Raw genomic sequence first — 19874 nt, forward strand, 5'->3', positions numbered from 1 at the left:
CGTAGCCGCCATTATCTAGCTCAAAGCGCCTTCGGCGCGACCTCGTAGCTGAAAGCGTAGCGACCTCGCGCCTACTTGCTTCCTTCCAGGACTGCGCGGACAGCGCCCAGCTTTTCGTTAGTTTCTTCAAATTCGCGTTCTGCGTTGGAGGCGGCCACAATGCCACCACCAGCCTGCAGGCTAATCTTCTTGCCCTGCTTGAGGCAGCAACGGATAGAAATGCAGAAGTCCAGGTCGCCATCGGATTCGATGTAGCCCACGGCGCCAGCGTAGAAACGGCGCTTGACCTTTTCCAGGCCAGAAAGGATTTCGATGGCGCTGATCTTGGGAGCGCCGCTCACCGTACCTGCGGGGAAACTGGAACGGAGCACTTCGATAGACTTCTTGAGGGGGCTGACCTTGCCTTGGACGTCGGAAACCAGGTGGATCACATGGCTGTACTTTTCGCATTCCATGTACTTTACGGTGTCAACAGTGCCGGCGGAGCAGACGCGGCCCAGGTCGTTACGAGCCAAGTCAACCAGCATCAGGTGTTCTGCGCGTTCCTTGGGGTCGGCCTTCAGTTCCTTCATCAATTCTTCATCTTCCAGGTCGTTCTTGCCGCGGCGGCGGGTACCTGCGATGGGGTGGATGGTGGCAATACCGTCACGGACGCGTACCAAGCTTTCTGGAGATGCGCCAATGAACTGGTGGGTACCGTAATCCAGGTAGAACATGTACGGAGACGGGTTCACGGAACGGAGACGGCGGTAAATGTCCAGAGCCTCGATGTCGCTTTCGAACTGGATGCGGCGAGAAGGCACGGCCTGGACGATGTCGCCGGCCACGATGTGCTTCTGAAGTTCCACCACCTTGGCGGAGTATTCTTCCTTGGACTTGGAAAGATCGGTAACGGTAACGCCCTTGGCCACTTCCTGTTCCGGAGCCAGGTAGCTGAAGTCCATGTCGGCCAGACGCTTCTTCACGTTGTTGATGGCGGCCGGCAGGTCAATCTGGTGTTCTTCATAGTTCAGAGCGAACAGGTGAAGCTTTTCGGTGTAGTGGTCGAACACGATGTAGATGTGGCCCACCATGAATTCAGCTTCAGGAATGTTCAGTTCATCCACCTGGGGTGCCAGGTGAATGGTATCGCAGCGTGCGCAGAATTCGTAACCCAGGTAGCCCACGCCAGAGGAGGGAATGGGAATCTGGTTAGGAGGCACGGTGTTTTCTGCAGAAATCTTCAGGAGGGCATCCAGGATATCGCCTTCGCCTTCCTTGAGGAATTCCTTTTCCTGACCGTCAACCACGATGGTCACGTTCTTTTCGTTCTGGCGAAGACGGAAACCTTCGTCCACCATGAGGGTGGAATAGCGGCTCTTGCCATGGGCAAAGCTTGCGGATTCAAAGATTGCCTTTGCACCCAGTTTCTTACCCAGGGAGAAAGGTGTATAACGTTCGCCGGGGAGGGCAACGTAGATGCTATCGGTACGAGGTTCTGTCATTTTTCAATCCTCTGTTTTTCTTCGTCACCCTGAGTGAAACGAAGGGTCCAGTGCGGAATGGATTCTTCGCTGCGCTCAGAATGACGCTTTTACTTCTAAAAAATAGCTTTTCAGGCGCTGGCTTACTGGCGGCACGGATCGCGTTCACCGTCCTGGAGGATTTCAAATGTAAGGGGAAAAATAAAAGCCTCCAGGGAGTCTGGAAGCCTTTGCCTTGATTAAATATACGTGCAAAAAACCAGACTCAATGTTAGAGTCTGCGCCACCATCGGCCATCAAAGTTCTTGCAAAGTACATTAATCATCTTCATGTGCAAAAATTTATGAATATCCCTACGGATTGGCAAGGGAAAATGCCCGAATTAAATAAAAAATTTCATTTCAAATAAAACGAAGCCCCTTGGAGAACCAAGAGGCTTATATTTTTTACGAATTTCGTAATTACTAGAACGTGAATCCCGTGAACACGTTATTGCTCAGGAACGGCAGAACCCCAAGTAAAAGGGTCGCAACCATCAGGGCGATAATTGCAAAACGCTGGCGCTTGACCATGCGGATGGGGGATAGTTCTCCTTCTGCATCGTCTGTCCATGCGCTCTTGATGACTTGCAAGTAGTAGTAAAGAGCCAGGACGTTGTTCAGTACGGCAAATGCAACCACGAAGTAGTGGCCGGTAGATGCCCCGCTGAAGAACAGGTGGAACTTACCGAAGAAACCTGCAAGAGGCGGAATGCCGGCAAGGCTGAACATGGCCGCTGCAAGAGCTACGGCAAGTAGGGTGTTCTGTTTAGAGAGACCGCGGAGAGAATCAAAACTTTCTTCGCGATAGTGACCGATGACGCCGAAGACAAAGAAGGCCAGGTAGTTTGCTACTGCATAGACGAAGATGTAGTAGACAATGGCTGTCTTGGTCATTTCCTCAGGACCAAGCAGGGCAATCATGATGTAGCCTGCCTGAGCGATGGAACTGTATGCCATAAAGCGGCGGAGTCTGCTCTGCTTCAGTGCGCCCAGGTTTCCCACAAAGAGAGTGACGCAGGCGAGAAGCGCGATGAGAGGTGCTACCTGTTCCTGGATTGCTGCCAGAGGGCCGTAAATCAGCACCACCAGGAATGCGATTGCTGTTGCCTTGGAGGTTACGGACAGAACGGCGGTCACAGGGGACGGTGCGCCTTCGTAAACATCCGGAGCCCAGGTGTAGAAGGGGAACAGGGTCAGCTTGAAACCAATTCCGCAGAAGATGAACAGAATTGCAATCCACAGCAGGGGATTGGTACCGGCGCTGACGGCGGCAAGAATCTGGTCAAAATGGATTGAACCGGCAAAACCGTACAGATAGCTGAAACCGAACAATTCAAATGCGGTTGCTACAGAACCCATCAGGATGTATTTGGTGGCTGCCTCGGATCCGTACTGATCCTTCTTGTTCCAGGCGGTCAAGGCGTACATGGGGATGGTCGCCATTTCAAGACCCAGGAAGAGGGTCAGCATGTCACAGGCGGATACCACGATAAAGCCGCCGAAGGTGGCGAACATCAATGTTCCCACGAATTCAGCGAGATGCATCATGGCGGGCTTGCCGTCGGCACCATGGTTGAAATAATCCTTGGCAAGCCAGGTCCCAAGAATAGCACTCAGAACGAACACTTCACGCATCAGCACACCGAAGTCGTCCACTCGCCAGTTGCTCAGGAAATAAGAACCCGAGTTGTTTGTCAGAGGAATCAAATTCAGCAGGATGAAGGTTGCCACCAGGCCCAGGTTGGCGAGGCGCCAGGGAATGGATGATGATTTCTTGCAAACCAGTCGGGCTCCGATCACCAGGATGGGGAGCACCAGCAGGAGAACGTCGGGAATCAGATAATTGGGAAGAGTATACATGTTAACCTCCTACCACGGGTGCAGCCGCTTGGGAAATTTTTGCGAAGATCGGTGCGATGCTCTGGTCCAGCAGGTCGCAAATCCAACCCGGGAAAATACCGATGAGCAGCAGGCACAAGACGAGAACCACAACCACCAACTTTTCACGGAAACAGCCGTCGGTCAAGGTTTCGTACTTGGCCGGCATATTGCCGTGAAGCATGCGGTTTGCGGTCTGCAGAATGTAGACTGCGGTGGTGGTGATGGAAAGAATGGCAAGAATGGTCACGATGCGGGTGACGGTATCTTCCTGCTGGAAGGCGCCGATAAAGATGTTGCTTTCTGCAACGAAACCGCTGAAGCCTGGCAGACCGAGACCTGCAAAACCTGCAATCACGAAACCTACGCCCAGGAAGGGAATCTTTCTCATGATGCCGCCCATCTGAGTGATGTCACGGGTATGGGTACGTTCGTAAATCATACCGATGGTTGCAAAGAACAGGCCTGTCAGGAAACCATGGGAAATCATCTGGAGGGAAGCGCCGCGAAGACCCACCGGAGTGAGGGCAGCAAGACCTAGGAAGATAAGGCCCAGATGGCTAATGGAGCTGTATGCGGTAATGTACTTCAGATCCTTATGACGCAGGGCAATGAAAGGTCCGAGTACCACGTTAAAGATCAGGAGCAGGACCACATAGGGAAGCCAGATCTTTGCAGCCTCAGGCATGAGGAAAAGTGCAATGCGGAGACATCCGTATGCGCCCATCTTCATCATAACGCCTGCTGCCAGCATGGAAACTGCAGTAGGAGCGGAGGCGTGACCATCGGGACTCCAGAAATGGAACGGGAAAAGGGAGGAACTGACTGCAAAACCCATGAACAGCAGGGGGAATGCCCACATCTGGAAATCCATGGGAAGAGTCACCTTGGAAAGTTCAACGATGCTCCAACTGTTTACACCACCTTCGAAGTAAATTCCAAAGAGAGTGGCGAGAATCATGGAAGAGCCGAATGCCAGGGTAAGGGTCAATTTCTTACCACCATAGTCCTTACGTCCGGAACCATAGCAGGCAATCATCAGGTACATGCACAGGGCTTCCATTTCGTAGAACACGAAGAACAAAACCAAGTCCATGCTCATGAACACGCCGTAGACGCTGGTTGCGAGCAGTTGGATCAAGGCGAAGAATACCTTCTGGTTTCCCTTGATGTTATAGCTGACTAGGATACCGCCCCATACGATTACGGCGGTGAGCAACAGCAGGAATATGTTCAAACCGTCTGCGCCCACGATATAGTGGACGTTGAAGGCGTTGAGCCAGGGTATGTCCGTGAAGAATCGGAGCAGCAGAGGTGCTGCGGATTCGTGTGCCGGAGTGCCGCTAATGGTGTACAGATGATAGGCCAGATAGCCTACCAGCGCAAGCACCAGGGTTCCAGAAAAAGTATGGATGGCTTTCAGTACGTTTGTCTTGGAACCGGGAACCGGAATGCAGACAAGTACGGTAAGAATTGGGATGAGCCAAATCAGGTTAAAAAGTAAAGTTTCCATATTGTAACCTATAACCTAAAAGGGAAGATGCCCGATGAAACGCCACAGGATGACGCCGACGATCAGCGTTCCCAGATAGAATGTCAGGTGACCACCCTGAGCTGCGCGAACGAGTGCTCCCAGGCGATGGACGAACCATACAGCAAATGCGACAACGCCTTCAACAATATAGTCCTGGATGAAACGGGCTGCACGAGCGATTCCGCCAATAAGGAACTGACGGACCACGCAGTAGTACATTTCATCGAAGTAGAACTTGTGGTAGATGGTCTTGTAGATTCCACCACGATTTACGTCATCCAGGGCGCGTTCAACATTTGCCTTGGGGCTTGCGTAAAGGAACCATGCTATCAGCAATGCGATAACAGCGGCTCCGATAGCTACGAATGGAATCCAGTGAGCTTCCGGTACCAGCATCAGCTGGGGAACGCGAATCTTGCCCGGAACAAAGAAATTTTCAAAGAGTCCCTTTGTTGCAATACCGCTGAATAGCACGGGAACAGCAAGAATGGCAATGGGAAGGGTCATGGCGAAGTCTTCATGGACATGACCTTCTGCGACCGCATGGCAACGGGGTTTTCCGTGAAATGCCAGGAAGAACAGGCGGAACATGTAGAAGGTTGTTAGGCCGCTGGTAAGGAGTGCCAAAACGAATACAACGTAATGCTGACCCTGGAATGCTGCCAGGATGATTTCGTCCTTGGAGAAGAATCCGGAGAAGGGCGGAATACCGGAAATTGCCAGGATGGAAATCAATGCGCAAACGTAAGTAATCGGCATCTTCTTGCGGAGACCACCCATAGCGTCCAGGTCATTGGTATGAACCTGATGAATCAAGCTGCCTGCAATAAGGAACAGACTGCACTTGAAGAAGGCATGAGTAAAGATGTGGAAGGTAGATGCGGTCCAGCCTGTGGTGATCACGACATCGCCGATCTTGCAGGTTCCAAGGGCGAACATCATGTATCCCAACTGGGAAAGAGTTGAGTAGGCGAGGATGCGCTTGATATCCTTCTGTGTGCAGGCGATAACGGCTGCAAATACCATCGTGAATGCGCCAACCCACATGATGAGAGTCAGGGTGTTGCCACAGACAGCAAAGAAGGGGAACAGACGGGCTACCAGGTATACGCCAGCCACCACCATGGTTGCACTATGGATGATAGAGGAAACCGGGGTCGGACCTTCCATGGCGTTGGGGAGCCAGATGTGCATGGGGAACATGGCGGACTTGCCCCAGCCACCGGTGAAAATCAGCACGGCGCCGATGGTGAGGGCTGTGGCCTTGCTTACTTCCATAATGCCAAGGTTAATGGTCTGGTTGGCGAACATGCCCAGCGTGATTCCGTTCAGGTTGCCAAAGTCGAAAGTCTGTACCACGTAGCTGACAAGGACGATACCCAACAGGAAGAAACTGTCGGCAAAGCGGGTCAAGATGAAAGCCTGCTTGGAAGCGCTTACTGCGGAAGGCTTATGGTACCAGAAGCCGATGAGCAGGTAGCTGGATACACCCACCAGTTCCCAGAAGATGAACATCTGGAAAAGGTTTGTTGCAGCCACAAGGCCAAGCATGCTGAAACTGAAGAGGGACAGCAGTGCGAAGAATCGACCTTCTGCACGGTCGCCTCGCATGTAGCCCACGCTGTAGATGTTCACCATGAAGGCGATGAAGGTTACAACTACCAGCATCATGATGGACAGCGGATCCACCAAAAGGCCGATATTTGCCACAAAGCTTTCGGCAAACTTCAGGAAGGGAACTTCAAAGGCAATCACCTTCTGAGGGGCTGTGCCAGAGGTGAAGTAACCTACGGCAAGAGCCAAGGCAGATGCAAAAGCAACGCCGTTGAGAATGATTGCCAAAGCGGCTGCGCCCTTTGCGGAACGCTTTCCCAGGAAAAGCCCGTTGATGAGAAATGTCAGAAGGGGCATGAGGAAAATAAGATAGCTGATGGATATGTTAGTCATGGAGATCCCTCAACTGTTCTACGTCAAGGCTCTTGTGACGGCGATACATGCTCACGATAATAGCGAGAGCGATAGCCATTTCACAGGCGGTGACTGCAATGACGAAAGCGCTGAAAATACTACCGGAAGTAGAATCGCCGGGAGTAAAGTAGGCAAATGCAATGAAATTGATGTTCGCTGCGTTCAGCATCAGTTCCATGGAAATCAGCATGCCCACCAAATGGCGGCGCTGTATAAGTCCCCATACGCCAATGCCAAAAAGCAGGAATGCCAGGATAAGGCAGTTCAATAATGTCATTTCTTTTCCTCCTTTTCCTTATGGGCGATGGTTACTGCTGCAATCAAGGTCATCAGCAGGAGCACGCTCACGATTTCGAAAGGAATGATGAAACCGTTGGGACCATAGTCCAGCAGGCGCAAGGCAAATGACTTAAGACTTGCAAAGCCTTCCGGAGCGGCGGCCTGCATCGAGACGAGTTCTGGCATGGGCAACAGGCACTTGACCATTACCGCAATAAAAGCTGCACTTAAGATGAATGCAGCGGAAATGCGGGGGATGTTCACGGAGAAGTTGTCTTCTCCCAGGTGGCTGGTAAGTAGGATGGTGAACACCACGAAGATGACCACACCTCCCACATAAACCATGATCTGAGCCAGGGCGATAAATTCAGCCTGCAGGAGCATGTAGAGAATTGCTGTTCCTACGAAGGTGAAAATCAAGAAGACGGCGCTCTTTAAGACGCTCTTGACGGCGACCGTACAAATGGCCATGACGATCATGACAAAAGCAACCGCATAGAAAGCGATATCTACACCACTATGGGGGAATGCCTGTGGAATACTATTAAGCAGGTTTTCAAGCATTAGCCTTGTCCCTCCTTCTTATTCAAGATCATTTCCAAAGTGGTTGCATCTGTAGTTGCCACTTCAAATTCGGGAGTCATTTCGATGGCTCCGAAGGGGCATGCTTCCACGCAGAGACCGCATTGGGTGCAGCTTGCAAAATGATAAACGTAGCGGCCAAGGACCTTCTTGCCTGCGATGTTCTTGGTGGGAAGCACCGTGATACTGGAGTTGGGACAGGCTCGTTCGCACATGCCGCAAGCGGTACAGTGGTTGTTGCCTTCTGCATCTTCCACCATCGAGAGACGGCCGCGGTAGCGTTCGTGCATCTTCAAGGTCTTGCGATTTTCCGGATATTGTTCCGTAACGATGCGCTTGGGATTAAAGAAGTACTTGAGAGATACGGACAGACCGCAAAGCAGGCTCCAGGGGCCCGTAATGCACTTCTTCAGGTAGCGCTTGATGTAGTGAGATGTTGAAATATTTTTTGACATTTTAAATCTCTCTGGTCATTAGCCTACAAAAATGATCCATATGGCACCTGCAACCAGAAGAAGCAGGTTTACCGGCAACATAAACTTCCATTCAAAACTCATGAGCTGGTCAACGCGGGGGCGGACAAAGGTCCAGCGAACCATCATGTAGCACCAGATGAGGAAGTAAATCTTGGCGAACATCCATACGAAACCAGGGACCTGCATCATCAGGTTATCTACGGCTTCGATACCGATGCAAGGTGCATTGAAACCGCCCAGGAAACAGGTTGCTGCCAAAGCGGAATTGGTAACCAGTGCGATGTATTCTGCCAGGTAGAACATGGCGAAGGGGGTGCCCGTATATTCAGTATGGTAACCACCGGTCAGTTCCTGTTCCGCTTCTGCAATGTCAAACGGTGCACGGTTCATTTCTGCAGTAGAGGAAATGAAGAACAGGATGAAGGCGATAAAGCCAAGAACGGGAACCTTGAAAATCATCCAGTTGGCGACCGTTCCGGACTGGCTAGTGGCAATGTCCATCAAGTTTGTGGAACCGGACATCATGACTACGAACAGAAGGATCAACGCGAAAGAAATTTCGTAGCTGATCATCTGAGCGCCACTACGGAGGGAGCCCATCAGAGAGTACTTGTTGTTGCTGGACCAACCACCCAGCAAAATGCCGAGAACGCCAAAGCCGTTTACGGCAATAATCAGGGGAATGCCCAAATCAACGTTAGCTACCACCAGGTTGCTGCCGAAAGGAATGAGGGCTGTTACCATGAAGGGGGCAATCAGAGCGATCATGGGAGCTACATAGAAGAGAACCTTGTCGGCGCTTCCGGGGGAGTAGACTTCCTTGAAAAGCATCTTCAGCACGTCGGCGATGGTCTGGATGGTTCCGTGCCAGCCAAGGCGCATGGGGCCTAGACGGCACTGCACATGGGCGCAAACCTTACGTTCCATGTAGATAAGGATAGGTGCGTTGCCGATATTTACCAGGCAGACCGCCACAATGCAGATGACTGCATTGATCAAAAAGGCGACAATGTTATTGAGTAGGTCGGACTGGAGTGCTGCGGGCAGGTAAGCTGCCAGCTGAGGCACCCATTCGCGAACGACGTCGCCGATAGGATTTGGAATTGAAGGTACGAACATATTACTTACCTACTATCTATCAATTTCAGGAATCACGGGGTCCAGAGTTGCCATGACAACCACCAGGTCGGAAATCTTTCCACCCTGGCACATCTTGTTGAGGGCGCCTACGTGAGGAAAGCTGGGGCCGCGTGTATGAATGCGGTAAGGCTTGTCGCCTGCAGCAGCCACCACGTAAGTTCCGTAAAGACCCTTGGCAGTTTCGATTTCGCTGTAATAGCGGCCGGGATTCAGCTTGACAGGCTTTTCCTTACTGCGGTAGGGACCTTCCTTGGGGAACTTGTCGACGCACTGGCGCAAAATCTTCATGGATTCATGGATTTCTGCAATACGAATCTTGTAACGGTCGTAGCAGTCACCATTGTGGAATACCGGAACGTCGAAATCCATCTGGTCGTAAATGCTATAGGGGTTTGCTCTACGGACGTCAAAGTCTACGCCACTAGCACGGAGAACTGGACCGGAGCAGCCCAGGGAAATTGCATCTTCCCTAGAGAGAACGCCTATGCCTACGCTTCGTTCCAGAACGATGATGTTCTTGGAAAGGAAACGCTCGTAATCCTTCATGGTATCTTCCAGGTGGTCCAGGAAAGACTTTACACGAGGAATGAAATTTTCAGGAACATCGAAACGGCTTCCGCCGGGGCGGAAGAAGTTGGTGGTCAAGCGGGAGCCTGTCACTTCTTCCAGCATGTCGTGAATCATTTCACGTTCCTTGAAGCCGAACAGCAAGCAGGTTTGACCGCCCAGGTCGCCGCCGAAGCAGCCAAAGAACACCAGGTGGCTTGCAATACGTCCCAGTTCCGAAAGCATGACGCGGATGTATTCCGCCTTCTCGGGAACGCCGATGTTCATGCCCTTTTCGTAGGCGAGAACGAGACCCAGGTTGTTTTGAATAGCGGTCAGGTAGTCCTGACGGTCACTCATGGGAATATACTGCAGGTAAGTCATGGACTCGCCCTGCTTTTCCATGCCACGATGGATGTAGCCAAAGTGGGGCACGATTTCCACGATGTTTTCGCCATCCATACGGAGAGCAAGGCGCAATGCACCGTGGGTACTGGGGTGCTGAGGCCCCATGTTAATGAAAAATTCTTCGGAATCAGTTTCCCGGGTGATTTTGAATCCCGGAGGGAGCTGTGTCATACTCATACCGGCCTCTTCATCATGTTGGGGTTTGTAAAGTCCTTACGGAGAGGATAGCCTTCGAATTGTGGATCCAGGAAGATGCGACGCAAATCCTGGTGACCTTCAAACTTTATGCCGAACATATCGTAAACTTCACGTTCCTTAAGATCCGCAGTTGCGTAAAGATCACTGATAGAGGGGATGCTTGCAAGGAGGCTTGTTGCTTTCTTTTCCTCGGCAACTTCTGCCTTAGGCAGGGGCGTGCAGAAGAATACCTTGTGGCCTTTTTCCAGGCTGCGAAGCATGGTAACCAGTTCGAATCGATCCGGATAGTCGATGGCGGTAATGTCAATGAGGTAATCCATCTTGAGTGCTGGATCAGCCTTGGCAAATTCAATGGCGGCTCTGTAGTCTTCCTTGTTCAAGCGGATTTCCAGGGGGCTATCTGCAGGGATGTTTTCCAGTTCGCCTTCAATGGATGCGCTGGGGAACTTTTCCTGAATCTTGGAAAGCATTTGGGCTTGATTCAGGCCCTTGCCGAATTTTTCAGCCAGGGAAAGTTCGTGTTCGCGGGTGACTTCGGGGAAAGTTTCCTTTACGACTCGAACCGGCTTGAAAGCGCTCTTGTAGTCAGGGTTTTCTTCCTTGAACTTGGCTCTTGCTTCAGCCATTTCTTCGTCCTTGATCTTTTCAAGTTCGGCCCAGGCCTTGGTGGCTTCGCGGTAACGGTCGTAATTGGCGGTATCCTTAGTTTCCCCTTCGTGCCACGGATCGCGGCAGGTTTCCTTGAGAATCTTTTCGCGCAGGGTCAGCAGACCGTGGAAAAGTGCTTCGGGGCGGGGAGGGCAACCTGGAACAAATACGTCCACAGGAATCAGGTTTTCTGCTCCACGGACCACGGCGTAGTTGTCATACTTGAAAGGGCCACCGCTAATGGTGCATGCGCCCATGGCAAGAACATACTTGGGACCGGGCATCTGTTCGTAAAGCATCTGAAGCGCAGGTGCCATACGGCGGGTCACGGTACCTGCAATAATGAACAGGTCCGCCTGTCTCGGGGAAGCTCGGAACACTTCGGAACCGAAACGAGAAATATCGTAACGGGCCATGGAGCTACTCATCATTTCGATAGCGCAGCAGCTGGTACCGTAGGTGAGAGGCCAAATAGAGTTGGCTCGAGCCCAGTTGACTACGTAGTCAATGGCGTTCACCACATACTTGCCGCCCGGAATGGGGTCAAGTATCTTAGGCGCAAAGTTGATTATTCCCATTTAAGAACTCCCTTCTTCCAGGCATAGAGAAGGCCTGCAATCAGAATTGCTAAGAAAATGACTAGGTCGATTACCACTACCACAGGGGAGAGGAAGGTGTTTCCTGCCATGATTTCCTTGAAATTTGCAAAGACGGGTAGCAAGAAAAGGGCTTCCACATCAAAAACCAGGAAAAGGAGGGCGAAAATGTAATAGCCCACCTTAAACTGAATACGAGCGTTTCCGTAGGTCTCCATACCGCATTCGTAGGGAGCTTCCTTATTCTTGCTCTTCTTGGTGCGATAGCCTAACAGCAGACCCGTAATAGTAGCCGCCGCCGCGATAAACGCTCCTAGAAAGAGAAATATGGATAGAATGATGTATTCTGACATATTTTCCTCGATTAATAGAAATTCTGCAGTTCCTGGATGGTTCCAAAGAGGGTGTTTCCAATTTGGAATCTTTCCAGAACATGTCTTAACAAGTCCTTAAATTCGTCAATAGTGGCTGCGTTCATGGCGTTCAGCTTCTGCTGGATGGCGTTCACGTAACCAGAACCGACGGGCTTTGTTTTCATATCCTGCATTTCTCCGCTCCACTGCTGCAGCATGTGGTCCGTTTCGATTCGGGCGATGACGTAGCGCGTGGTCGATAAAAGTTCCTGCAAAAAGTGTACCATGAAGATTTCTTCCTGCAGGATACCCCATCTTTTGTCCTTGGAATAGAGGGAGGCATTTTCGGCCTTCCCGTAAAAAACAGCAGCCTGGGCATATTCAAGACAGGTCATGAGCAGTCGTTCATAACGCTTGATTTCTCGACCAAGGTGCTGGAACCAGACGGTGTCGGCTACCTGGTTCGTTTCTTTGCGGTCAGCCACGTCGTTCGGAAACAGGGCTCTGAACGCATAATAGACTTCCTCGTAATAGCGATTGCGCATTCGGCAGTTGAATGCACGATTTTTTAAAGTATAGTCGCTGTGGTGGAGGGTTGTAATCATGATTTAACCACCTGGCGTACGCCGGGAACTTTCCTGAGGTTTGCAATGAGACTATCCACCTGCTCCTTGCGGTAGGCCTTAAAGACCAGGCGCACGCGGCCGGAATAGCTTTCACCTACGGAGGAAATGCGGTCCATGAACAGATTTTCATCCTTCAGGACCTTCAGAATGTCGTAAGTGAAGTTCTTGCGGTTGTCGTTTTCAATAGATAAATGGACTTCGAAGGCGTGTGTGGACTGTTCACTCCACTGGACGGCGATTTGCTGGCCGTCGGTAAGTTTTTTCAGTTCCTCGCATTCCTCGTTATGGACTTCGATACCGATCTGGGGACGAAGTACACCTACAATCTTGTCGCCAGGGACAGGGGCGCAGCACTTTGCAAAATGAATCATCAGACTGGTTTCTCGGCCAATCTGCAGGGGCATATCGTCGTCGTTTTCAGCCTTTTTATCCCTATTGAAGGTGGGGAAGAATTTCAGGGACTTGGTGTCTCTGTGGGTGGGGGCGGAGTCGCCACCCAGGAATCTCTGGATGTCTGCCAGGGGCAGTTCGCCTTGACCCAGGCGTTCGTAGAAGTCTTCGAAACTGGTGACGCCGAAATACTTCGTTACGGATTCCTCGTCTGGACGCTTGTCCTTTTCAATTTTTGCCAGTCGAAGTTCGCGAATCCAGATTTCCTTACCCAGTTCACGGGACTGCTGGATCATGCTGTTTCGCATCCAGCGGCGCAGTTCCTGCTTGGCCTTTACAGTTTTCACCATTTCAAGCCATTCGGGACTGGGTTCCTGGTGCGGACTCTTCAAAATCTGGACCGTGGCACCATGCGTTATTACCGTATCCAGGTTTACCACTTCATCGTTAATTTTTGCGCCAATACAGTGGAGGCCTAGTTCCGTGTGGACGGCAAAGGCGAAGTCCAGGACGATAGCGCCCTGCGGCAGTTCCACGGAAGTGCCCTTGGGGGTGAATACGGTCATGCCGCTAGGCTTAAGGTCCACCCTCAGGAAATCCAGGTATTCCTTGGAGTCGGAAATTTCGGACTGGAGCTTTACCATGTGGTTCAGCCAGGCTAGTTCCTCGCCTTCGTGCTGGGTTTCCAGCTTGTAGGCCCAGTGTGCAGCAAAGCCCTTTTCTGCGGTCTGGTCCATGTCCTTTGTACGGATCTGGACTTCCACCAGCTTGTTTTCGGGACCGATCACCGTGGTGTGGATGCTCTGGTAAAGGTTGGGCTTAGGCGTTGCAATGTAGTCCTTGAAACGACTCTGCATGGGGGTCCAGAGGTTATGGACATAGCCCAGCGCCAAGTAGCATTCCGGGATGGAGTCCACGATAATGCGGATGGCAAAGATGTCGAAGATATCCTCGAACTGGCATCCTCGGCTAATCATCTTGTTGTAGATGCTGTAAATGTTCTTGGTTCGACCTTGGATTGTGCAGTCAAGGTCTTCCAATGCCATCTTCATCTGGAGAGGCATAATCACGGACTGGACGTATTTTTCGCGAGATTCCTTATTTTCGATAAGGGCGTCCACCAGTTTCTGGTATTCATCCGGGTTTACGTACTTGAAGCTTAGATCTTCAAGTTCGTTTTTAAGCTTGTAGAGACCGAATCGATGGGTCAAGGGGATGTAGATGTCCAGGGTTTCCTGGGCAATGGCCTGGCGACGTTCCGGCTTCATATACCGCATGGTACGCATGTTGTGGATTCGGTCCGCGATCTTGATCATGATCACGCGAGGATCCTTTGCCATGGCGATAATCAACTTACGGTAGGTTTCTGCCTTCTGCGCAGTCTTATTGGCTTCCTGGGCGGCGGTGATTTTGGTGACCGCGTCCACCATGAAGGCGACGTCCTGACCGAACATCTCGGTAAGCTGTTCTAGGGTATAATCGGTGTCTTCCACAACGTCGTGCAAAAGCCCCGCAAGAACGGTGGGTTGGTCCTGTTTAAGGTCCGCCAGAATTTTTGCCACTTCGTAGGGATGTTCTGTGTATGGCATGCCGCTTTTGCGATACTGCCCTTCGTGAGCCTGGGCAATGAAGACAACAGCCTTGGTAAGAATCTCGCGGTTCAGGTCGGGATTCTTCTTGATTAGCACGTCAATAATGTGCTCTTGATTCGATGTAAGCTCTACTTGATCCATCAGTAACAAGTATACCTAATAAATGGGGCGTTTGTATACCCAAAATGCCGAAAATAAGCGAAAAAACAGGTGTTTCGAATTTTACATTTTATTCCAAATTGGAATAGAATTTTTACATAAATTGTAATGAGACGTTGTGCATTTGAGAAAAACTGCCTGTAGATTTTTTTACAACGGAAAGTTTTCAAACGTGTGAGGAATGTCACAAAAGGATATTATATTGGTTGCAACCTTAATCTCAAATGGTTGGGATGAGGGATTGTTTATGGATTGGATATGAAAAAAAATAAAATGCTGGCAGCATCTGCCATCGCAGTCTTTGGATTGTTCTTCTTGAACGCCTGTTCTGACGATAAAAGTTCAGTAACAAACCCCATTGACTCGGGGGGAAACCACTGTTTCTAGTGATAGTACAGTGCCTGATGAAGGTCTTTCAAGTTCTCTTGAGAGTACTATGAGTTCTGCAACAGAAAGTCCGGCAAGTTCTGCATCAGAAATTTCGGGTAGTTCTGCAGTGGAAAATCCGGTTAGTTCTTCCGCAATTGCGTTGTCTAGTTCATCTGTAGAGGTTCCTGCAAGTTCCTCCGCAGAAACGCCTGTGAGTTCTTCCGCAGAGGCTCCTGCAAGTTCCTCCGCGGTTGTGGTTTCCAGCTCCTCGGAAATTGCAATGGCTCCTACCTTCAAGGAAGACTACCGTAGCGAATGCTCCATTGGTGAAATTCCCACCAGCATCAACAATGCAAAGCTGCCGGACCCGTTTAAGACTTTGGCTGGCACACGAATTTCCTCCAAGGCCGAATGGACCTGCCGCCGCGAAGAAATCGGCGCTATGTACGAAAAGATTATGTACGGTGACAAGCCTCGTAACCCCGAAAAGGTGGAAGGTAAACTTGCAGGAAGCACCTTTACGGTGACCGTGACCGACAAGGGTAAATCCGCTTCCTTCGCTGTAGCCATCAATGGCGCAGGCACCAAGGATAAGCCCAAGCCCGCCATGATCGGCTTTGGCGGTGGCTTTATGGGCAATACCTGTGGTAGCCTGGGTGGCTCCCTCTCTGGTCTTGACATTGCTCAGATTATTTTTAACCCCGATAACGTGGCTCCCGAAAGTAATCGTGGAAGCGGCAAGTTCTACGACATTTACGGATCCAATGCCAGCGCCGGTACCATCATGGCCTGGGCATGGGGCGTTAGCCGCTTGATTGACGCTCTGGAGAAAACCCCTGAAGCAGGCATTGATGTGAAGCATCTGGGCATTACAGGCTGTTCCCGCTGGGGCAAGGGTTCTCTTGCTGCAGGCGCCTTCGACTCCCGAATCGCCCTGGTTATTCCTCAGGAATCCGGTTCCGGTGGCGCCTCCCTCTGGCGCGTTGGCGCACAGGTCAATAAGCAGAAGGGCAAACAGTTTGTCCAGGGCTTGAACAGCGCAGGCTCCGAAGGCAACTGGATGAAGACAACCTTCAAGAACTACGATGGTCGCGAAAACACTCTGCCCTTCGACCAGCACATGCTTGTGGCTATGGTGGCTCCCCGTCCCTTGCTGATCATTGACAATGCCGGACAGGAATGGCTTGGCGAAGTTCCTTCCAACTATTGCGGCCAGGCTTCCAAGGAAGTGTACGACGCCCTTGGCGTAAGTGAAAACTACACCTACAGCCAGGAGGGCGGTCACGCCCACTGCTCTTTGCCCAACGGCCAGTTTGACGAAGTCAAGGACTTCATCAACAAGTTCCTGGTGGGTAAGGATGGAATCAAGACCGGTAAGATCGACTACACCAAGAATTCTGAGTTGATCAAGTGGAACAAGTCTGATTGGATCGACTGGGAAACGCCGACTCTAAAGTAATCTATAGAATTCGAAAAAAGAAAGCTGTTCCCCAAAAAATGGGAACAGCTTTTTTTGATATCTGTTTTTAGGGAGATTAGGCCCCGGCATCTTCAAGACGCTTTACGTGGCAGTATGCAAGTTCCTTGGTCTTCTCGTCGCGGAGGTGAAGGCTGGAACCTTCGCAATAACGCCAGTACTTGCAGGTCTTGCAGTCGCCTAGGCGTGTCCACTTGCGGTCGCGCATGATCTGGTACTTGTTCTGCCAAACATCCCAGATGTCATCCTTGTAGATATTTCCTTGGATGTAGTCGCCACGAAGGCTTGGGCATGCGGAAATGTCACCGTTGGCAAGAACGGATCCCACGTTCACGCCGGCGCGGCAGAAGAACGGGTAATTGCGGGCTTCCTTTTCGTAGCTGCCCAGGAATCCCTCGCAGCCGTAGTTCACATTGATGACGCCCATCCTCTTGGTTTCGCGGATGAAGTCAAAGACCTGCTTGAATTCCTTGTTGGTCAGTTGGAAAAGCGGGTTGTCCTTGGCTCGGCCCTTGGGGAAGACGGTGGCGATACGCCAGCGCTTGACTCCCATCTTGACCAGCATATCGCGGATTTCCGGAAGTTCCGGCAGGTTCTGCTTATTGACGCAGGTCATGGTGTCAAAGGTAAGTCCCGGTGTGTGGGCGGCCATGTTGATGGCGCGAATGGCGTTGTCGAAACTGTTGGGACTGCCGCGGAAGTGGTTGTGGCTGTCGTGGAGACCGTCGAGGCTGATAGTCAAGGAACGAAGGCCTGCGTTCAGCAAGTCCACGAACTTCTGGGGAGTCATGGCGAGAGCGTTGCTGACCATGCCCCAGGGGTAACCTCGTTTCTTGATTTCCTGACCGCATTCCACCAGGTCCTGGCGCATCAGCGGTTCGCCGCCGGTAATGACCACCATAAAATGCTTGGGGTCGATGTGGGGAGCCAGGTGGTCAAGTACCGCCATGAAGTCTTCCCGAGGCATGTCGGGGATGGCATCCTTCAGACAGTCGCTACCGCAGTGCAGGCAATGCAGGTTGCAGCGCAGGGTGCATTCCCAGAAGAAATACGTCAGCGGGTGGGTCTTGATTTCGTTATGACGGTAAAGTCGGTAGAATTCCAGTGCCAGCCGCTTCTTCAAGCCTAGCTTCATCGGGACTACTCCTTTTCTTCGGTGCTGGGAACGTCGTTACATGTCCCGTTGAAAAAACAAGGAGGACCATAAACTGCAGGCTGGTCGATGAAGGCTGTATCCTTGACGAAGGGTGGCTCGTCAATGCCCATGGAACTGCTAGAGTTATCTTCCCTGGAATTGTTCTGTTCAGCCGCGCCATTAGGATTGCATTCTCTTGCTGCATCAGCATCAACATTAAAGAGGTCTGAAAATTGTTCCAGAGTGTAGAAACTGCCGTCACTGCAGTCGCAACCTTCCGTTTTCACAATTTCAACTCCGTAATCCGGGCAGATTTCGTCGTGACAAGGTGGAATCGAATAGCTTTCGACCACGGATGGCTTACAGGCCTGCGGCTGCAACGGTCCCTGCATCACACCATACATCGGTACAATCAAAGGTATAGAGGAACTGCTTAACGGGCGAATCTCATTTCTACTGTCGCTGGATGCCGGAACCATTTCGCTGCTGGAACCAGGGGTGGTCTCACTGGAACTAGACGTTGTTGCGTCGGAACTAGAGCTCGGCTCGTCATAAACAGGCTGTGCGGTTGATTCCGAATCGCTGCAGCTGGCCCAAAAACTGGAGAATGAGGCAATGATGAACTTTTGCCAATGCTTCTTTAATAAAGTCATATTTTGTCTCCTAACCGAATGAGGTTACTTCTTGATTTTTACGGCAGTTCCGTAAACGATGATTTCCGCTGCTCCTGCCATAACTGCCGATGTCATGAAGCGTACGCCGATAATGGCGTCTGCTCCGACGTTATGGGCTTCGATTTCCATCCGGTGAGTAGCTTCCTGGCGTGCTTCGTTCAGCATTTCGGTGTATCCAGCCAGCTCACCTCCAATGATGGACTTGAGTCCTGCGAATACATCACGGACGACGTTCTTGCTAAAAACGACGCTACCTTTTACCATGCAAATGGTTTCTATGTCCTTGCCAGAAATAAAATCTGTAGTAAACAGACGCATATACAAACCTCCACTGCCCTAAATATATGCAAAAAAAACTGATGCCGAAATGAATTCGGTATGACATGCAAGAAAAAAAAGGCCCTCCAGCGTAACTGGAGAGCCTATATAGAACAACTTGTTTCTTATACGGAACGAACTGCTCGAACGGTCTTAGTGAACCGAAGGAGACTTGTAAAAAACAAGTCTTCGTAGGCGAGAGTGAGAGCAATGCGTAGGTTCTTTAACTGATGTACAGCTCGAACGGTCTTGGTGAACCGAAGGAGACTTGTAAAAAAACAAGTCTTCGTAGGCGAGAGTGAGAGCAATGCGTAGGTTCTTTAACTGATGTACAGCTCGAACGGTCTTATAAAGTATCCTGGAACTTGTGGAACTTTTCCAGAAGTTCTGCGTAAGTCTTGGTAGCTTCCAGCTGCGGAAACTGGGCAACGATGGAATCCGGAGCGCAGAAGAAGCAACCCTTGTCAGCTTGCTTCAGCATACCGGTGTCGTTGAAGGAGTCGCCGCTGGCGAACACCTTGAAGTTCAGGTCCTGCAGGGACTTGACCACCTTGGTCTTCTGGTCGTTGAGACGCAGGTGGTAACCCTTGATCATGTCGTTTTCCACAATCAAGTTGTGGCAGAAGATAGTGGGCATGCCTAGGTTCTTCATGATGGGGTAGGCGAATTCCTGGAAGGTGTCGGAAAGAATGATCACCTGGGCTTCGTCGCGGAGAGTGTCCATGAAGTCACGGGCGCCTTCCAAGAGGCCCAGGTTTCCGATCACGTTCTGGATGTCGGAAAGCTTGATGCCCTCACGTTCAAGAATCTTGATACGACCCTTCATCAGCACATCGTAGTCCGGAATGTCGCGGGTAGTGAGGCGCAGGTCGGCGATACCGGTCTTTTCTGCTACAGCGATCCAGATTTCGGGGGCGAGAACGCCTTCCAGGTCTAGGGTTACAACACATTGCTTAGTAAACATAAATATCCTTTTATTTAGGGTCTAGAGACTAGGTTCTAGGGGCTAGGGCCGCAGGATGCA

Annotated in this window: 19 protein-coding genes and 1 pseudogene; 2 read left to right on the forward strand and 18 right to left on the reverse strand. The window is 51.1% G+C overall.

Features of this window, described 5'->3' with window-relative positions:
- Nucleotides 1–71: 71 nt before the first annotated feature.
- From BGX12_RS01010 to BGX12_RS01070, 14 genes and pseudogenes are all read right to left on the reverse strand, one after another.
- Nucleotides 72–1484 carry an anthranilate synthase component I family protein gene (locus BGX12_RS01010; protein ID WP_109734225.1) on the reverse strand — a complete coding sequence of 471 codons (1413 nt, stop codon included), beginning with the start codon at nucleotides 1482–1484 and terminating at the stop codon, nucleotides 72–74.
- A gap of 443 nt (nucleotides 1485–1927) precedes the next feature.
- Nucleotides 1928–3364 carry an NADH-quinone oxidoreductase subunit N gene (locus BGX12_RS01015; RefSeq protein ID WP_109734226.1) on the reverse strand — a complete coding sequence of 479 codons (1437 nt, stop codon included), beginning with the start codon at nucleotides 3362–3364 and terminating at the stop codon, nucleotides 1928–1930.
- Nucleotide 3365: 1 nt separating this feature from the next.
- Nucleotides 3366–4895, reverse strand: a complete 1530-nt coding sequence (locus BGX12_RS01020) for a NuoM family protein (protein WP_109734227.1) — start codon at nucleotides 4893–4895, stop codon at nucleotides 3366–3368.
- A 15-nt stretch (nucleotides 4896–4910) separates the two neighbouring features.
- Nucleotides 4911–6863 (reverse strand): NADH-quinone oxidoreductase subunit L, encoded by a 1953-nt coding sequence (gene nuoL / locus BGX12_RS01025; RefSeq protein WP_109734228.1) that lies wholly within the window; start codon nucleotides 6861–6863, stop codon nucleotides 4911–4913.
- Complete coding sequence (gene nuoK, locus BGX12_RS01030) at nucleotides 6856–7161, reverse strand: NADH-quinone oxidoreductase subunit NuoK (RefSeq protein WP_109734229.1); 306 nt, start codon at nucleotides 7159–7161, stop codon at nucleotides 6856–6858. Before nuoK ends, nuoL begins: the two co-directional genes overlap by 8 nt.
- Nucleotides 7158–7727, reverse strand: a complete 570-nt coding sequence (locus BGX12_RS01035) for an NADH-quinone oxidoreductase subunit J (protein WP_109734230.1) — start codon at nucleotides 7725–7727, stop codon at nucleotides 7158–7160. The genes nuoK and BGX12_RS01035 overlap by 4 nt, the downstream gene beginning before the upstream one ends.
- On the reverse strand, nucleotides 7727–8200 hold the full coding sequence (locus BGX12_RS01040) for a 4Fe-4S dicluster domain-containing protein (RefSeq protein ID WP_109734231.1): 474 nt from the start codon (nucleotides 8198–8200) through the stop codon (nucleotides 7727–7729). The genes BGX12_RS01035 and BGX12_RS01040 overlap by 1 nt, the downstream gene beginning before the upstream one ends.
- An 18-nt stretch (nucleotides 8201–8218) precedes the next feature.
- Nucleotides 8219–9340 carry a complex I subunit 1 family protein gene (locus BGX12_RS01045; protein WP_109734232.1) on the reverse strand — a complete coding sequence of 374 codons (1122 nt, stop codon included), beginning with the start codon at nucleotides 9338–9340 and terminating at the stop codon, nucleotides 8219–8221.
- A gap of 12 nt (nucleotides 9341–9352) precedes the next feature.
- Nucleotides 9353–10486 (reverse strand): NADH-quinone oxidoreductase subunit D, encoded by a 1134-nt coding sequence (locus BGX12_RS01050; protein ID WP_109734265.1) that lies wholly within the window; start codon nucleotides 10484–10486, stop codon nucleotides 9353–9355.
- A gap of 2 nt (nucleotides 10487–10488) precedes the next feature.
- Entirely contained in the window at nucleotides 10489–11139 is a 651-nt protein-coding gene (locus tag BGX12_RS16060) for an NADH-quinone oxidoreductase subunit C (RefSeq protein WP_370245139.1), read from the reverse strand.
- Between the two features lie 117 nt (nucleotides 11140–11256).
- Nucleotides 11257–11739: pseudogene (locus BGX12_RS16065) on the reverse strand (NADH-quinone oxidoreductase subunit B); the annotation flags it as partial.
- Complete coding sequence (locus BGX12_RS01060; protein ID WP_109734234.1) at nucleotides 11730–12110, reverse strand: NADH-quinone oxidoreductase subunit A; 381 nt, start codon at nucleotides 12108–12110, stop codon at nucleotides 11730–11732. The pseudogene BGX12_RS16065 and the gene BGX12_RS01060, both read right to left, overlap by 10 nt.
- An 11-nt stretch (nucleotides 12111–12121) precedes the next feature.
- Nucleotides 12122–12715, reverse strand: coding sequence for a hypothetical protein (locus BGX12_RS01065; RefSeq protein ID WP_109734235.1), 594 nt, complete (start codon nucleotides 12713–12715; stop codon nucleotides 12122–12124).
- On the reverse strand, nucleotides 12712–14859 hold the full coding sequence (locus BGX12_RS01070; RefSeq protein WP_109734236.1) for a bifunctional (p)ppGpp synthetase/guanosine-3',5'-bis(diphosphate) 3'-pyrophosphohydrolase: 2148 nt from the start codon (nucleotides 14857–14859) through the stop codon (nucleotides 12712–12714). The genes BGX12_RS01065 and BGX12_RS01070 overlap by 4 nt, the downstream gene beginning before the upstream one ends.
- Before the next feature lie 276 nt (nucleotides 14860–15135).
- Between BGX12_RS01070 and BGX12_RS15910 the strand changes: the two genes are divergently transcribed.
- A complete protein-coding gene (locus BGX12_RS15910; protein WP_255416850.1) occupies nucleotides 15136–15264 on the forward strand; it encodes a hypothetical protein in 129 nt (42 codons plus the stop codon).
- Nucleotides 15265–15313: 49 nt separating this feature from the next.
- Complete coding sequence (locus BGX12_RS01075; RefSeq protein ID WP_233246200.1) at nucleotides 15314–16705, forward strand: hypothetical protein; 1392 nt, start codon at nucleotides 15314–15316, stop codon at nucleotides 16703–16705.
- A gap of 76 nt (nucleotides 16706–16781) precedes the next feature.
- Here BGX12_RS01075 and BGX12_RS01080 read toward each other — a convergent pair whose 3' ends face one another.
- The 4 genes from BGX12_RS01080 to thrH form a co-directional block, all read right to left on the reverse strand.
- A complete protein-coding gene (locus BGX12_RS01080) occupies nucleotides 16782–17858 on the reverse strand; it encodes a TIGR04133 family radical SAM/SPASM protein (RefSeq protein ID WP_109734237.1) in 1077 nt (358 codons plus the stop codon).
- Between the two features lie 5 nt (nucleotides 17859–17863).
- Nucleotides 17864–18511 (reverse strand): hypothetical protein, encoded by a 648-nt coding sequence (locus BGX12_RS15260; RefSeq protein ID WP_111361616.1) that lies wholly within the window; start codon nucleotides 18509–18511, stop codon nucleotides 17864–17866.
- 24 nt (nucleotides 18512–18535) lie between these two features.
- A complete protein-coding gene (locus BGX12_RS01090) occupies nucleotides 18536–18850 on the reverse strand; it encodes a YbjQ family protein (RefSeq protein ID WP_109734239.1) in 315 nt (104 codons plus the stop codon).
- A gap of 346 nt (nucleotides 18851–19196) precedes the next feature.
- The gene (gene thrH / locus BGX12_RS01095; RefSeq protein ID WP_109734240.1) at nucleotides 19197–19814 is read right to left on the reverse strand and encodes a bifunctional phosphoserine phosphatase/homoserine phosphotransferase ThrH; all 618 of its coding nucleotides are present in this window, start codon (nucleotides 19812–19814) and stop codon (nucleotides 19197–19199) included.
- Between the last annotated feature and the right edge of the window lie 60 nt (nucleotides 19815–19874).

The organism is Fibrobacter sp. UWR4 (assembly GCF_003149045.1).
Taxonomy (GTDB): domain Bacteria; phylum Fibrobacterota; class Fibrobacteria; order Fibrobacterales; family Fibrobacteraceae; genus Fibrobacter.